The following is a 15877-nucleotide window of genomic DNA, read 5'->3' as shown; positions in this document are numbered from 1 at the left end:
ATCCTCTCTGTAAAACCCGAAGACGAACGAGATCGTAAAAACCGTAAGGAAAAAGTGTAAAGAATGTAAATTAGCTACGAATAGCAATAAGTCGCAATTGATACAAAGTCTTGTTCAGCCTATATTCCGCGGCCTCACATCCTTGGGGAAAGGACACGTCATGTCGCGCACTTGCATAAAAACACCTGCCAGTTCACCACGCCTGCTGGCTTCGGCCATCGGCGTTGCACTCGGCGCCAGCTCTGTCGCCCATCTGGCGCAAGCGGCCGACGACACCGAACAGAAAGGCCAGCGCAACAGCATCTCCCTGGGCGCCACCAGCATCACCGGGGAAGCACAGGACGCCACCTCCTATCAGGTCGAAAAAGCCTCTTCGCAAAAGTACACTGCGCCGCTGGTGGACACGCCGCGCTCGGTCACCGTGGTGCCACAGCAAGTGCTCAAGGACACCGCCGCCACCTCGTTGCAGGATGCCTTGCGCACCGTGCCCGGCATTACCTTCGGCGCCGGTGAAGGCGGCAACCCCCAGGGCGACCGCCCGTTCATCCGCGGTTTTGACGCCCAGGGCGACACCTACCTGGACGGCGTGCGCGATACCGGCGGCCAGAGCCGTGAGATCTTCGACATCGAATCGATCGAAGTCAGCAAAGGCCCGAACTCTTCGTTCGGCGGGCGTGGCTCGGCCGGCGGCAGCCTCAACCTGGTGAGCAAGACACCCCAGGCGCGCGACTTCACCAACGGCGGCTTCACCTACGGCTCCGACCAGACCCGCCGCTACGTGCTCGACGTCAACCGCCAATTCCTCGACGACAGCGCCGCGTTCCGCCTGAACCTGATGAGCCACGAACAAAACGTCGCCGGCCGCGACGCGGTGAATTACGACCGTTGGGGCGTGGCACCGTCGCTGACCTTTGGCCTGGGCACGCCGACCCGCGTCAACGTCAGCTACTACCACATGGAAAGCGACGACCTGCCGGATTCGGGGATCCCCTACGGTTACGGCTCCGCGACCGCCACCGCCCACGTACACGACAAACCCAACGACGGCGGCGACAGCAATAACTTCTACGGCCTGAAGAGTCGCGACTTCCGCAAGACCCGCGCCGATATCAGCACGGTCTCCGTCGAACACGACCTGAACGACAACATGACGCTGAAAAACACCCTGCGCCATGGCAACACCGGCCAGGACTATATCCTCACGCAACCGGATGACAGCAAACTCAACGTCAACAAGTTCGGTACCGTGTGGCGCCGCGCCAACAGCCGCGTGTCGACCACCGAGACCACCACCAACCAGACCGATCTGTTCGGCAACTTCCACGCGCTGGGTTTCAAGCACACCTACTCCACCGGCCTCGAGTTCACCGGCGAAGAAACCCGTGTCAGCAGCTACGCCATCAGCCCCAACGCCAACCCGGTCTGCACCGTGGCCAAAGGCAGCCTGGGCGGCCAATGCACCTCGCTGAGCAACCCGAACCCGGACGACGCCTGGACCGGCAGCATCGCGCGCAACTACAACGGCACCAACACCAAAGCCACCAGCCGCGGCGCCTACGTGTTCGACACCATCGAACTGGACCCGAAATGGCTGCTGAACGTCGGCCTGCGCTATGACACCTTCGACACCGAGGCCAACACCAACGCCACCGCCGGGCGCACCAAGATCAAAGACGACAGCCAGTTCTTCAACTGGCAGGCCGGCCTGGTCTGGAAGCCGGTGGAGAACGCCAGCATCTATGCGTCCTACGCCACCTCGGCCACGCCGGCCGGTGGTCTGGTCGGTGAAGGCTCCGACGGCAACCCACTGTCCGCCGGCGCCGCCACCAGCGACCTGCAACCGGAAGAAACCGTCAACTACGAGCTGGGCACCAAGTGGGATCTGTTCCACGACCGCCTTTCGCTGACGGCTGCCGTGTTCCGCACCGAGAAGAAGAACACGCGCATTCTGGTGGATGCCCTGACCTACGAGAACGCCGGTGAATCCCGCGTCGATGGCCTCGAACTCTCGGCCAGCGGCAAACTCACGGATCAATGGCAAGTGTTCGCCGGCTACAGCTATCTCGACAGCGAGCTGGTCAAATCCGGACGCAACGGGCGCAACGGGGTGCTCAGCGCCGGCTCCAGCGAGGGCAACCAAATGCCCAATACGCCGAAGAACACCTTCAGCCTGTGGACCACCTACGACATCACGTCGAAGCTGACCATCGGCGGCGGTGCGTTCTATGTCGACGAGGTCTACGGCGATGCCGGCAACACCGTGTATGTACCGTCCTACACACGCTACGACGCCATGGCCAGCTACAAGCTGACCAAGAACGTCGATCTGCAACTGAACGTGCAGAACCTGACCGACAAAACCTACTACGACAAGGCCTTCTCGACCCACTTCGCCAACCAGGCGGCCGGGCGCACCGCGCTGTTGACCACCAGCTTCCACTTCTAAACGGTCAACCCGCAGCCAACAGCCCCACGCATCGATGCGTGGGGCTTTTGCGTGTTAAACAACAAAGTTTCTCGACAACCCACGGCATAATGCGCGCCGTGCTACAGATATCCAGATGAGCGAGGCGGTCCGACGTGTTGAAGAAAACCCTGTTCCAGTTGCACTGGTTCTTCGGCATCACTGCCGGGCTGGTGCTGGCCTTGATGGGGATCACCGGGGCGGCGGTGTCGTTCCAGGATGAAATACTGCGCGCGCTCAACCCCAGCGTGCTGAGCGTGGCAAAACGCGACGCCGGGGTACTGCCGCCCGCCGAGCTGGTGCGCAAGCTCGAAGCCAGCGAAGGCAAGCACGTGTCGATGCTGTGGGTGGAAACCGACAGCGGCACCGCCGCACGCGTGTTCTTCACCCCGCCGCCGGGTGAACGGCGCGGCCAGATGCGTTACTTCGACCCCTACACCGGCGACTACATGGGTGACGCCGTCGGCCAGGACGTGTTCGGGTTTCTCCTGCAACTGCACCGCTTCCTGGCCATGGGCGACACCGGCCGGCAAATCACCGGGGCCTGCACGCTGATCCTGCTGTTCTTCTGCCTGTCCGGCCTGTACCTGCGCTGGCCGCGCCAGGTGGCGAACTGGCGCGTGTGGCTGACCCTGGACTGGCGCAAAAAAGGTCGCAGCTTCAATTGGGACTTGCACTCGGTGTTCGGCACCTGGTGCCTGTTGTTCTATCTGTTGGCGGCGCTGACCGGCCTGTCGTGGTCCTACGAATGGTACAACCAGGGCCTGAACAAGCTGCTGTCCGACGCCCCGCAGAACGAACGGATGCGCAAACGCGGCCCACCGCCCGCGGGTCCGACGCCGGAAGCCAACTACGCGGCGATCTGGAGCAGCATCTACAGCAGCGCCGGCCCCGACTTGAGTGCCTACAACATCCGCATGCCGGCAGTCGCCGGGCAGCCGGCCACGGTGTTTTACCTGCTGAAAAACTCGCCCCACGACCGCGCGCTGAACCAGATCAACCTGGACCCGGCCACCGGCGCGGTGAAATCCCACGAGCGCTACGCCAGCAAGAGCCTCAAGGCTCAATTGCTGACCAGCCTCTACGCGCTGCACACCGGCAGTTACTTCGGCCTGGTGGGGCGGATCATCCTCACCATCAGCGCGCTCTGCATGCCGTTGTTCTTCATCACCGGCTGGCTGCTGTACCTCGACCGTCGCCGTAAAAAACGCCAGGTACGCGATGCCCGCGAGCGCCTCAGCGCCAATCACAGCCATGCGCCGGCCTGGCTGATCGGCTTCGCCAGCCAGAGCGGTTTTGCCGAACAACTGGCCTGGCAGACCGCCGGGCAACTGCAGGCCGCGGGCTTGCCAGTGAACGTGCAGCCGCTGGGCAGCGTCAGCCAGGACCAACTGCGCCAATCAGAAAATGTGCTGTTCGTGGTCAGCACCTTCGGCGACGGCGAAGCCCCCGACAGCGCCCGTGGCTTCGAGCGCAGCGTGCTCGGGCAGGACCTGTCCCTCAAAGGCTTGAACTACTCGGTACTGGCCCTCGGCGATCGCCAGTACCAGCACTTCTGCGGCTTTGCGCGGCGCCTGCACTTCTGGCTGACCAACCAGGGCGGCACCCCGTTGTTCGCCCCCGTGGAAGTCGACAGCGGCGACACCCATGCCCTGCAGCACTGGCAACAACAGCTGGGGCAACTCACCGGGCACGCACCGACAGCGGCGTGGCCGAGCGCACAGTATGAAAACTGCAGCTTGAAGCAGCGCACCTTGCTCAACCCTGGCAGTGTCGGTTCGGCTGTGTACCTGCTGGAGCTGAGCGTGCCGTCAGGGCAACGCTGGACGGCCGGCGACCTGGTGGAAATCCTGCCGCGCAACGGCAGCCGGGCCATCGCGCAGTTCCTCGCAGGCCTGGGCCTGGCCGGCAGCGAGAGCGTGCTGATCGACGGCCTGGCGCACACCCTCGACCAGGCCCTGGCCACCCGCCAATTACCGGACAACCGCGCCCATCTGGTGGGCCTGCATGCCCAGGCGCTGGTGAACGCGCTGGCGCCCCTGGGCATGCGCGAATACTCCATCGCCTCGATTCCCAGCGACGGCGTGCTGGAGTTGATCGTGCGCCAGGAACGTCATCCAGACGGCACCCTCGGCCTTGGCTCGGGCTGGCTGACCGAACACGCGGCCCTCGGCTCGAGCATCAGCCTGCGCCTGCGCCGCAACAGTGGTTTCCACCTGCCGGACGCGCCTGCGCCGTTGATCCTGCTGGGCAACGGCACTGGCCTCGCCGGTTTGCGCAGCTTGCTCAAGGCACGCATTGCCGACGGTCAGCAGCGCAACTGGCTGTTGTTCGGCGAACGCACCATCGCCCACGACTACCTGTGTCAGGACGAACTGCAAGGCTGGCTGGCCAGCGGTGACCTGGCGCTGCTGGACCTGGCGTTTTCCCGCGACCAGGAGGAAAAGATCTACGTGCAGGATCGCCTGCGCGAATCGGCGGACGTGTTGCGTCGATGGCTGACGGACGGCGCGGCGATTTACGTGTGCGGCAGTTTGCAGGGGATGGCCGCGGGGGTGGATCAGGTGCTGCATGAGGTGCTGGGCAGTGAGGCGGTGGAGCGCTTGATCGAACAGGGCCGCTATCGCCGCGATGTCTACTGAGATCCTCTAACCACTGAAGAACTTATGTGGGAGGGGGCTTGCCCCCGATGGCGGTGGATCAGTCAACTCATGGGTTACTGACACACCGCTATCGGGGGCAAGCCCCCTCCCACAGTTTTTGACTGTATTCCAAATCAGTTTTTGACTGCACTCCAAGTCAGTTTTTGACTGCACTCCAATCAGTTTTTGACTGCACCCTCAATCAGACCGGTTGCAGCTTTTGCTCGAACACTGAAACCCCATCCAGATCACGCAGCATCACCGTCAACTCCGCCGTCTGCCCATCGATCTGCACTTCGCCGAAAAACTGGAACCCGGCAAACGGCGAGGTGTTCTGCGCCGGCGGTGCTTTCTCGAACACCACCTGCGGACCAAAGGTTTTATCCAGCGGATTGGGCCCGAAGCTCCCCGCATTCAACGGCCCCGCGACAAACTCCCAGAACGGCTCGAAGTCCTGGAACGCCGCCCGATCCGGGTGGTAGTGATGCGCCGCGCAGTAATGCACATCCGCCGTCAACCACACATGGTTGCGCACCTGCTGCGCGCGCAGAAACCCGAGCAGCTCGGCGATTTCCAACTCGCGCCCTTGCGCCGGGCCGGGGTCGTTGTTGGCGATCGCTTCCCAGCGCGGTACGCCCGGGCTGACTTCGCCGTCGGGCACGCCGAGGCCGATCGGCATGTCGGCGGCGATCACCTTCCATTGGGCCTGGGACGCCTTGAGTTCGCGCTTGAGCCAGTCCAGTTGCTCTCGGCCGAGGAAGGGTTTGGCGCCGCCCAGGTTGTCATCGTTGGGCCCGCGATAGCTGCGCATGTCGAGCACGAACACATCCAGCAGCGGGCCGTAACTGAGCTTGCGATAAATCCGCCCGCCGCCGTCGGCGCTTTGCCGACGCATGGGTGAATATTCCAGCCAGGCCTGACGCGCATGGCCGACCAGGGTGTTGATGTCCTTGGTCTGGTAACGCTCATCGAGCTGCTTGCTCGGCGACCAGTTGTTCACCACTTCGTGGTCGTCCCACTGCCAGATCTGCGGCACTTCGGCGTTAAAGCGCCGCACGTTTTCATCCAGCAGGTTGTAGCGGTAATTACCGCGATACTCATCGAGGGTTTCAGCGACTTTGCTCTTGGCCTCGGTGGTGATGTTGCGCCAGATGCGCCCGCCTTCGGTGGTCAGTTGCGCCGGCACCGGGCCGTCGGCGTAGATGGTGTCGCCGCTGTGGATAAAAAAGTCCGGCAGGCGCAGGCGCATGGCTTCGTAGATCCGCATGCCGCCGATGTCCGGGTTGATGCCGAAGCCTTGGCCGACGGTATCGCCGCTCCACACAAAACGAATATCGCGACGCTGTTGCGGCACGCTGCGCAGGTGGCCGAACCAGGGCTCGCTGGCGACGCCGGTCTGGGCGTCTTCGAACTGCACGCGGTAGAAAATCGCCTGGTCGGCGGGCAGGCCGGTGAGTTCGACGCGGGCGGTAAAGTCGCTGCGGTTGTCGGCCAGCGGCGAGACGAATCGGCGTGGGTTGCTGAACACACTGCGGGTGTCCCATTCCACCACCATCCGCGCCGGGCGGTCGCTGCGGCTCCAGATCATCGCGCGGTCGCCGAGCAGGTCGCCGGACTGCACGCCATCGGTGAGTTGCGGCCGGTCCTTCACCGACGCAATCACCGCCGGCGCCAGCCCCGGCAGCAACAGGCCCGCGCCGACGGCTTGCATCACGCGGCGACGGCCGAGATCGAAATGGCTCATGCAGATGCCCTCTTGAGTATCAAAAGGGCAACTAGAACACGCAGGGATGAAGCCGATATGACACCGCCTTCAAAGCCTCGCAGATCTTAATGTGGGAGGGGGCTTGCCCCCGATGGCGGTGGGTCAGTCCATTCATTGGGTGACTGACACATCGCCATCGGGGGCAAGCCCCCTCCCACATTTTCCACAGCGTCAGGCTTGGGCGGGTGTGACCGCCAGTTCCACCGCTTCCGGGCGTTTGATCAGCGCGTACACCAACCCCGTCAACACGCTACCGGCGGCAATCGCCAGCAAGTACAGCAGCGCATGGTTCATCGCATTCGGGATCACCAGCACAAACAGGCCGCCATGGGGCGCCGCCAGTTTGCAGCCGAAGTACATCGACAGCGCGCCGGTCAACGCGCCACCGGCGATGCTGGCCGGAATCACCCGTAGCGGGTCCTTGGCAGCAAACGGGATCGCGCCTTCGGAGATAAAGCACAGGCCCAGAATCATCGCGGCCTTGCCGGCCTCGCGTTCGGTCTGGGCAAACTTGCGCCGGGCCAGGAAGGTCGCGATGCCCATGCCGATCGGCGGCACCATGCCGGCCGCCATGGTCGCCGCCATCGGCGCACCGCTGGACGCCGCCAGCAAGCCGACAGAGAACGCATACGCGGCCTTGTTGATTGGCCCGCCCAGGTCAACGCACATCATGCCGCCGAGCAGGATACCGAGCAGCACGGCATTGGTGGTGCCCATCGTGCTGAGGAAGTCGGTCAGCCCGGTGAGCAGCCGCGCCACCGGCGGGCCTACCAGATAGATCATCGCCAGGCCTGTGAACAGGCTCGCCAGCAACGGGATGATCAGGATCGGCTTGAGCGGCTCCAGGCTTTGCGGCAGGCGCACCGCGCCGGTGATCAGCTTGACGCAGTAACCGGCGAGGAAACCGGCAATAATCCCGCCGATAAAGCCCGCGCCCAACGTCCCGGCCAGCAAGCCGCCGATCATGCCGGGGGCCAGGCCGGGGCGGTCGGCAATCGAATAGGCGATATAGCCCGCGAGCAGCGGCACCATGAGCATGAAGGCCTGGTCGCCGACGGTTTTCAGCGCCGCCGCCAGGGTGCCTTTTTCTTCGAAGGCATGGATGCCGAACACGAACGACAAGGCGATCAACAGACCGCCCGCCACCACCATCGGCAACATGAACGACACGCCGGTCAGCAGGTGTTTGTAGACCCCGGTTTTTTCCGACTTGGCCACCGCCCCGCTCGCCGCGCTTTCCACGGTGCCTTCGGCCAGGGCCTTGTTGAGGGTCGCTTCGGCTTGCTTGAGGGCGATGCCGGTGCCGCAGCGGTAGATCTTCTTGCCGGCGAAACGCTCGGTGGCGACTTCGATATCCGCCGCCAGCAGCACCACATCCGCCTCGGCAATCGCTTGCGGGCTCAACGGTGTGCGTGCGCCGACCGAACCCTGGGTTTCCACCTGCAAGTCATAGCCCAGGCGCTTGGCGGTCTGCTGCAACGCTTCGGCGGCCATGAAGGTGTGGGCTACGCCAGTCGGGCAGGCGGTAATCGCGACAATCCGCGGGGCCTGTTTCGTTGCCACCGGGGCTTCGCTGGCGACATACACCTGAGCCTCTTCGGCGCCGCGCCGCAACACCGCCTCGACGTCCTGCAAGGCCTGGGCCGGGGTGCTCTGATACACACGCTTGCCGACAAACCGCTGCATATCCAGCGGCGTGCTGCTGACCAGCAACACCCACTCGGCAGCATCGAGCGTGGCCTGGGACAACTGGCGTTCCGGGCGCTGCACGTCTACCACTTCGACGCTGGTGCTCCAGCCCTGGCGCTGCGCGGCGGCGTCGAGCAAACGGGCGCACAGCACACTGGTGACCATGCCGTTCGGGCAGGCGGTAACAATGGCTAAATTCATCACAAACCCTCTTATTGTTCTGTCAGCGGGCGCACATGGACGCCGCTTTCGAGACGCGCCAATTGCGCATCATCGCTGATGCCAAACCCGATCTGCGTGACGGCCATCGCGGCAATCGCCGTGGCGCGGCGCAAGGTGGTCTCGGGCAGATCGAACCCGAGCAAACCGTGGAGCATCCCGGCCAGCAGCGAATCGCCGGCGCCGACCGTACTGGCAACGCTGACTTTCGGCGGCGTGGCATGCAGCGCCGTGCCGGGGCTGAACCAGTTGACGCCGTCGGCACCGTGGGAAATCACCACATGCTCGATGCCGCTCGCATGCAAACGCGCGGCGGCCTGGGCCTGTTGGTCGACGGAGTCGGTCGGGCAGTCCAGCGCTTCGGCAAGTTCTTCGGTATTGGGCTTGATCAACCACGGGCCGGCCTGCAACCCGGCGCGCAGGGCTGCGCCACTGGTGTCCAGGGCGACTTTCAAACCGAGGTCTTTCAGCAGCACCAATAAGCCCTGGAACCACTGCGGGCTGACACCGCACGGCAAGCTGCCGGCGACCACCACCGCATCGTGCCCCGGGGCGATCAGCGTGAGTTGGTTGAGCAACGCCTGCTGCGCCTGCTCGCTGACCAGCGGCCCCGGCGCATTGATGTCGGTGACGCGGCCATCCTGTTCGGCGATCTTGATATTGCTGCGGGTCTCGCCGGGCACGCGGATGAACGCATCGGCAAACCCACGGCGCGCGATCAGCGCGTCAAAGGCCTGGGGGTTGTCCGCGCCGAGAAAACCGCCGACGGTGACCTGATGGCCGAGGTCGGCCAGCACCTGGGCGACGTTCACGCCCTTGCCGGCCGCGTGGGTCAGCATCGTCTCGCTGCGATTGACTTCACCGGGTTCCAGGCGCGCCAGGCGTACCGTGAGGTCCAACGCCGGGTTCAGCGTCAGGGTCAAAATCCTTGCCATCTACACGGCCTCCACAAGGGCTCGCACTTCAGCGGGCGAACCCACCGCGAGTGCTTGTTGCGCCAGGCCCTGGGCCTCGCTCAGACTGAATTCTCGCACCCGCGCCTTCACCTCGGGAATGCTGCGGGCCGACACGCTCAACTCATCCACGCCGAGGCCGATCAGCACCGGCACCGCCAGCGGATCGGCGGCCAGCTCACCGCACACACCGACCCATTTGCCATGGGCATGGGCGGCGCGCACGGTGATGTCGATCAGTTGCAACACGGCAGGGTGCAGGCCATCGGCCTGGGCCGACAGCGTCGGGTGGCCACGGTCGATGGCCAGGGTGTACTGGGTCAGGTCGTTGGTGCCGACGCTGAAGAAGTCGACTTCCTTGGCCAGCACCGGCGCGAGCAACGCGGCGGACGGCACTTCGATCATGATCCCCAGTTGCAGGTCGGCCACCGGGATTTCCAGGCGCAGGCGCTCGGTCATGTCCCGCGCTGCGCGCCACTCATCGACGCTGCCGACCATGGGGAACATGATGCGCAGCGGCCGGTTATCCGCCGAGCGCAGCAGTGCGCGCAATTGCGCTTCCATGATCTGCGGGCGTTGCAGCGTAAGGCGAATGCCGCGCACGCCGAGGAAGGGGTTTTCTTCCTCGGCGATCGGCCAATACGGCAGCGGTTTGTCGCCGCCCACATCCAGGGTGCGGACCACCAACGGGCGACCGCCGAGGCCATCGAGCACGCGGCGGTATTCAGCTTCCTGGGTGGCTTCGTCCGGCGCTTGGGGGTGGGCCATGAAAATCAGCTCGGTGCGCAGCAGGCCAATGCCTTCGGCGCCCTGCTCCACCGCGCTCGCCACGCCGGCGCTTTCGCCGATGTTGGCGAACACTTCCACGGCGTGCCCATCCCGGGTCAGGGCCGGCTGATGGCGCTGCGCCGAGGCGGCTTGCAGGCGTTGTTCACGGGTGTCGCGTTCGACGCTGGCGCGTTGCAGGGTCGCGGCGTCGGCGTCGACATGCAGGCGGCCGCGCTGACCGTCGAGCAGCAACGGCGTACCGGCGGCCAGCAGCAACACGGCCGGGCCGGCGCCCACCAAGGCGGGGATGCCCAGGGCCCGGGCGACGATGGCGCTGTGGGCAGTGGCGCCGCCACGGGCGGTGAGAATGCCGGCGACGCGGGCCGGGTCGAGGCGCGCCACATCCGACGGGCCGACTTCGTCCATCACCAGGATGTAGGGTTCGTTCGGTTCCTGGACGGTTTCGACACCGCACAACTGCGCCAGCACACGGCGACCGATGTCGCGCAGGTCGGCGGCGCGCTCGGCGAGCAAGGCGTCCTGCAACGATTCCTGCTGCTTGGCGGCGGCTTCGATCACGCTCATCCAGGCGGCTTCGGCGCTTTCACCCTGTTTGAGGCGGGTGTCGACGTCGTCGGTCAGTTCCGGGTCGTCGAGCATTTCCTGGTGGGTGATGAAAATCTCGCGGATCGCCTTGGCCTGGCTGCGTTCGATCAGGCCCTGGATATCGCCGCGCACATCGGCCAGTGAGGCGTGCAGGCGCTGGCGCTCGATGGCCGAGGACTCGCCACGCAGCGGATAGTCGAACGGTTGCAGCACCTGGATATGCGCCGGGCCGATGGCGATGCCCGGTGCGGCGGCGATGGCCTGGATCTGGCTGCCGGCCAGGGGCGCGCTGAGCGTCGGTTCGAGCACCACGGCGGCGGCTTGCACACTCGCGACAGGTAGCGGCTCGACCTCTTCGCCAAGCCCCTCTTGTACCGCGGCCAGCAAGGCGGGCAGCGCATCGTCGGCAATCGTCGGCTCTGCGACAAACTCCAGCACCTGGCCACGCCGGGCGCCGAGGCTGAGCAGCTTGCTCAGGCTTTTCACCGACACGGCGCCCACCGCACCATCGACGATGCGTACACGAATATCGCCGTCAAAACTTTTCGCCAGTTGCGCGAGGATCTTCGCCGGCCGCGCGTGCAGGCCATGGGCATTGGCCAGGGCGATGCGTGCGCTGGGCCAGTCGGGTGGCAGCTCACCACCCAATACTTCAAGCACCGCACGGCTGCTGGTGGCGCGGCCCAGTTCCTGGCCACGCCCTTCAATCAACAGCGCACACAGGCGTTCGAGCAAGGTCTGGTGCGCCTCGCCGAGGCTGGCCAGGCAGAACAGACCATTGAGGGGCTGGCCGAGGTAACGCATGGGTTTGTCCGGGGTGACAAACGCCAGCCCCGGGCGCTTGACGGTCTGCTCGCTGTGCAGCCACCACAGGCCATCGCCCAGGGGCAGCGCATCGACCTGCTGCAACACGGCGGCAAAGCCATTGCTCACACAATCGGCCTGGCGCAGCAGGCGGGCGCCGCGCCACACCAGCTCTTCAAAATCATCGGCGGACACACCGAGCCCGATCATTTGCGCGTCCAATGCCAGTTCCTGCGGCGCGCCCTGCAACAGTTTCAGCAGGGCCTCGGCGGAAGCGGCGCGGCGCAGTGCCTGGCCCAGGTCGGTTTCCCCAAGGGCGCGGGTCAGCAATTGCAGCAGGCGCAGGTGTTCATCGGATTTGGCGGCAATGCCGATGGCCAGGTAGACGATCTGGCCATCGCCCCAGTCCACCCCTTCGGGGAACTGCAGCAGGCGCACGCCGGTGGAAAATACCTGATCGCGGGTTTCGGGGGTGCCGTGAGGGATCGCGATGCCTTGACCGAGAAAGGTCGAACCTTGGGCTTCACGGGCTTGCAAGCCGCTGAGATAACCCTCGGCGACCAGGCCGTCGGCCACCAGTTTGTCAGCGAGCAGGTGCAAGGCAGCAGATTTATCCACAGCCGTCTGGCCCATGGAAATCTGCTCTATGGTGAGCTCAAGCATGCCGTTCTCCTAGTTAGTGCGTCGGGCGCACTAGGTATTGTTTTGAATAAATCAGTCTAAAGTCGTTCATGAACAAACTGACTGAGCAGTCGGTTGGCAGTAGCCACTCAGTAGCGAACATCGCAAAAATACGCCTGCTGAAACGTTTAATCTAGAATTCGTGGCAGATTACGCGTTAATTGCGCATCCTTGAAGACCCACTCGGCACTTGAGCTGAGACATTGGTCGTCTGCAGTAATCGGTTACGATTGGACAAAATGTCGGGGCAAGCTCCAGAAAACAAGGAAATCCCGGTTTGAAACTCAGTGATATCGCCCGTCTCGCCGGTGTGTCCGTGACCACCGCCAGCTATGTCATCAATGGCAAAGCCGAACAACAACGCATCAGCAGCGCAACCGTCGAGCGCGTGCGTGCGGTGGTCCAAGCCCATGGTTTCACGCCCAACCCCCAGGCTGCGGGACTGCGCAGCCGGCATACGCGCACCTTGGGTTTCATCCTGCCAGACCTGGAAAACCCCAGTTACGCACGAATTGCCAAGTTGTTGGAACAGGGCGCGCGCGCGCGAGGCTATCAATTGCTGATCGCCAGCTCCGACGATGACGCCGACAGCGAGCGCCAGTTGCTGCAACTGTTCCGCGCCCGACGTTGCGACGCGCTGTTCGTTGCCAGCTGCCTGCCGGCCAGCGACGACAGTTATCGCGAGCTGCAAGCCAAGGGTTTGCCGGTCATCGCCATCGACCGCGAGATGGACCCCGCGCAGTTCTGCTCGGTGGTCAGCGACGACCGCCAGGCCTGCCAGCAACTGACCAGCAGCCTGCTGCAACCGCTGCCCAAGCAGATCGCGCTGATCGGCGCGCGACCCGAGCTGAGTATCAGCCAGGCGCGCGCCGCCGGTTTCCGTGAAGCGCTGCAGGGATTCGGCGGTGAAGTGATCGTCGAACACGGCGAGGCGTTCAGCCGCGACTGCGGCCGGCAACTGATGGAGCAATTACTGCAGCGCCTGGGGCATTTGCCTGACGCGCTGGTGACCACGTCCTACGTGCTGCTGCAAGGCGTGTTCGACGCACTGCATGACTTCCCGCTCAAGACGCGGCCGCTGCGCCTGGGCACCTTCGGTGATACCCAACTGCTGGATTTCCTGCCGCTGCCGGTGAATGCCATGGCCCAGCAACATCAACTGATCGCCGACACCGCGCTGCGCCTGGCCCTGGCTGCGATTGAAGAACAACAGTATCAACCCGGCGTAAACGCCATCGGCCGCACCTTCAAGCAGCGCATTCACGAGGTTTGAGCGTGGAGCTGATCGACACCCACACCCACCTGGACTTCCCGGACTTCGACAGCGATCGCCGGCAAGTCCTCGCGCACAGCCGCCAACTCGGCGTACAGCGCATGGTGGTGTTGGGGGTGTATCAGCAAAATTGGCAACGACTGTGGGATCTGGTGCAAGACGATGAAGGTTTGTTCGCAGCCTTCGGCCTGCACCCGGTGTACCTCGACGAGCATCGCCCCGCCGACCTGACGGCCCTGGGCGACTGGCTGACCCGCCTGCGGGGCCATCGGCAATTGTGCGCGGTGGGCGAGATCGGCCTGGATTACTTCCTCGAACACCTCGATCGCGAACGCCAGCAACACCTGTTCGAAGCCCAACTCAAGATGGCCGTGGATTTCCAACTGCCGGCCCTGCTGCATGTGCGCCGCAGCCATGCCGCCGTGATCGCCACCCTCAAGCGCATCCGCCTGCCACGGGGCGGCATCATCCACGCCTTCGCCGGCAGCCGCGAAGAGGCGCGCGAGTACATCAAGCTGGGGTTCAAACTGGGCCTGGGCGGCGCGGCCACCTGGCCACAGGCGCTGCGCATGCACAAAGTACTCGCGCAACTGCCCCTGGACGCCGTGGTACTGGAAACCGATGCACCGGACATGGCCCCCGCCATGCATCCCGGCCAGCGCAACAGCCCGGAACACCTGCCCGAGATCTGCGCCGCGTTGGCCGAGCGCATGGGCCTGAGCCCGTTATCGCTGGCGCAGGCGAGCACACGCAACGCGTGCGAGCTGTTCAATTGGTAGCGGGCTGACGGCCTGCAGGTCCAGGGTCATGCGTTGCCGATGGCGGGCAAAACGCAGCACCAGGCAGTGGATCAGCACCGTCACCAGTGAAAGGTTGAGCTGCTCGATCACACTGAGCAACCCCACCCACTCCGCCACCAGTGCGACCAGCAAGGTCACGCAGGTCAGGATGATCATGCTCGGGCGAACCAGCGCCCACTGGTCCAGCGCACGAAATTGACGCTGCTGTTTGCGACCCCGCAACTGCAGGCCCGACTGGCAATACACGCACTCGAACGGCTCGTCGATGGCAATCGCGTTCAACTGCCAAGGCTTGAGTTCAAACGTCATGTCGCATCGCGCACAGCGCCCTCTGATACCGAATGCAGCAATCATCGCCGTGCCTCTTTGGGACTGTGACCAGGTGAAACAAATTTTCACCTATTCACGCCGCGAGAAAAGATACGCCGCAAAATTAAGACAATCACCACAACCACAAAGGACAAATCCTACTAACAGGCCCTACACCCGAAATGCGCCGATCAGTTGCTTCAGCTCGATCACCTGCTGCGACAACTGCCGGCTGGCCGCTTCGGTCTGGTACGCACCGTCGGCCGCATGCTCTCCGGCGCGGTTGATTTCGACGATGTTGCGGTCGATGTCGTGGGCGACCGCGGTTTGCTGCTCGACGGCGGCGGCAATCTGCTGGTTCTGATCCACGATCATGCCGACGGCGCCGAGAATATTTTCCAGGGCCTGCTGGACCTTTTCCGACTGGCCCACGGTGCCTTCAGCCATGGCATGGCTGGTGCCCATGGCCTTGACCGCCGCGCCGACACCGCTGTGCAATCGGCTGATCATCTGCTCGATCTCTTCAGTGGAGTGCTGGGTGCGCCGGGCCAGGGTCCGCACTTCATCGGCCACCACCGCAAAGCCGCGGCCCTGCTCCCCGGCGCGGGCTGCTTCGATCGCGGCGTTGAGCGCCAGCAGGTTGGTTTGCTCGGCGATGCTCTTGATCACTTCCAGCACGCTGCTGATGGATTGGCTGTCGGTGGCCAGTTGATTGATCACGCGTACCGACTCATCGATCTCCGATGCCAACCGCGCAATGCTGCCTTGCTGGGACTGCACCAGGCCACGGCCGCTGACGGTTTCATCGTTGACGCTATGGGCGCTGCTCACCGCTGCGGCCGCGCTGCGTGCCACTTCCTGGGCGGTGGAGGACATCTGGTTCATGGCCGTCGCCACCTGTTCG

The 15877-nt window shown here is 64.2% G+C and carries 10 protein-coding genes; 4 read left to right on the top strand and 6 right to left on the bottom strand.

Annotated elements, in window-relative coordinates; translation table 11 throughout:
* The first annotated feature begins 160 nt into the window (after positions 1-160).
* Both MOQ67_RS05500 and MOQ67_RS05495 read left to right on the top strand, forming a co-directional pair.
* The gene (locus tag MOQ67_RS05500) at positions 161-2446 is read left to right on the top strand and encodes a TonB-dependent receptor (RefSeq protein WP_046488125.1); all 2286 of its coding nucleotides are present in this window, start codon (positions 161-163) and stop codon (positions 2444-2446) included.
* Between the two features lie 134 nt (positions 2447-2580).
* A complete protein-coding gene (locus MOQ67_RS05495) occupies positions 2581-5106 on the top strand; it encodes a PepSY domain-containing protein (RefSeq protein ID WP_198717412.1) in 2526 nt (841 codons plus the stop codon).
* A 202-nt stretch (positions 5107-5308) separates the two neighbouring features.
* On the opposite strand, the gene MOQ67_RS05490 is transcribed toward MOQ67_RS05495, so the two are convergent.
* From MOQ67_RS05490 to ptsP, 4 genes are all read right to left on the bottom strand, one after another.
* A complete protein-coding gene (locus MOQ67_RS05490) occupies positions 5309-6850 on the bottom strand; it encodes an alkaline phosphatase D family protein (RefSeq protein ID WP_102617151.1) in 1542 nt (513 codons plus the stop codon).
* Positions 6851-7042: 192 nt separating this feature from the next.
* Positions 7043-8761: a PTS fructose-like transporter subunit IIB gene (locus MOQ67_RS05485; RefSeq protein ID WP_104903956.1), complete on the bottom strand. Its 1719-nt coding sequence runs from the start codon at positions 8759-8761 to the stop codon at positions 7043-7045.
* A gap of 11 nt (positions 8762-8772) precedes the next feature.
* Complete coding sequence (gene pfkB, locus MOQ67_RS05480; RefSeq protein WP_046384720.1) at positions 8773-9714, bottom strand: 1-phosphofructokinase; 942 nt, start codon at positions 9712-9714, stop codon at positions 8773-8775.
* Positions 9715-12573 carry a phosphoenolpyruvate--protein phosphotransferase gene (ptsP, locus tag MOQ67_RS05475; RefSeq protein ID WP_017845457.1) on the bottom strand — a complete coding sequence of 953 codons (2859 nt, stop codon included), beginning with the start codon at positions 12571-12573 and terminating at the stop codon, positions 9715-9717.
* Positions 12574-12868: 295 nt separating this feature from the next.
* Between ptsP and cra the strand changes: the two genes are divergently transcribed.
* Positions 12869-13864 carry a catabolite repressor/activator gene (gene cra, locus MOQ67_RS05470; protein WP_017845458.1) on the top strand — a complete coding sequence of 332 codons (996 nt, stop codon included), beginning with the start codon at positions 12869-12871 and terminating at the stop codon, positions 13862-13864.
* Between the two features lie 2 nt (positions 13865-13866).
* Entirely contained in the window at positions 13867-14643 is a 777-nt protein-coding gene (locus tag MOQ67_RS05465) for a TatD family hydrolase (RefSeq protein WP_046488111.1), read from the top strand.
* Here MOQ67_RS05465 and MOQ67_RS05460 read toward each other — a convergent pair.
* Together MOQ67_RS05460 and MOQ67_RS05455 are read right to left on the bottom strand one after the other, a co-directional pair.
* The gene (locus tag MOQ67_RS05460) at positions 14590-15018 is read right to left on the bottom strand and encodes a hypothetical protein (protein ID WP_046488108.1); all 429 of its coding nucleotides are present in this window, start codon (positions 15016-15018) and stop codon (positions 14590-14592) included. The genes MOQ67_RS05465 and MOQ67_RS05460 overlap by 54 nt on opposite strands.
* A 126-nt stretch (positions 15019-15144) precedes the next feature.
* Positions 15145-15849, bottom strand: coding sequence for a methyl-accepting chemotaxis protein (locus tag MOQ67_RS05455; protein WP_370737529.1), 705 nt, complete (start codon positions 15847-15849; stop codon positions 15145-15147).
* Positions 15850-15877 lie beyond the last annotated feature (28 nt).

Source organism: Pseudomonas sp. LY-1, assembly GCF_053502595.1.
Note: the sequence above shows the minus strand (reverse complement) of the source record. Positions and strands in the feature narration are given on the sequence as shown.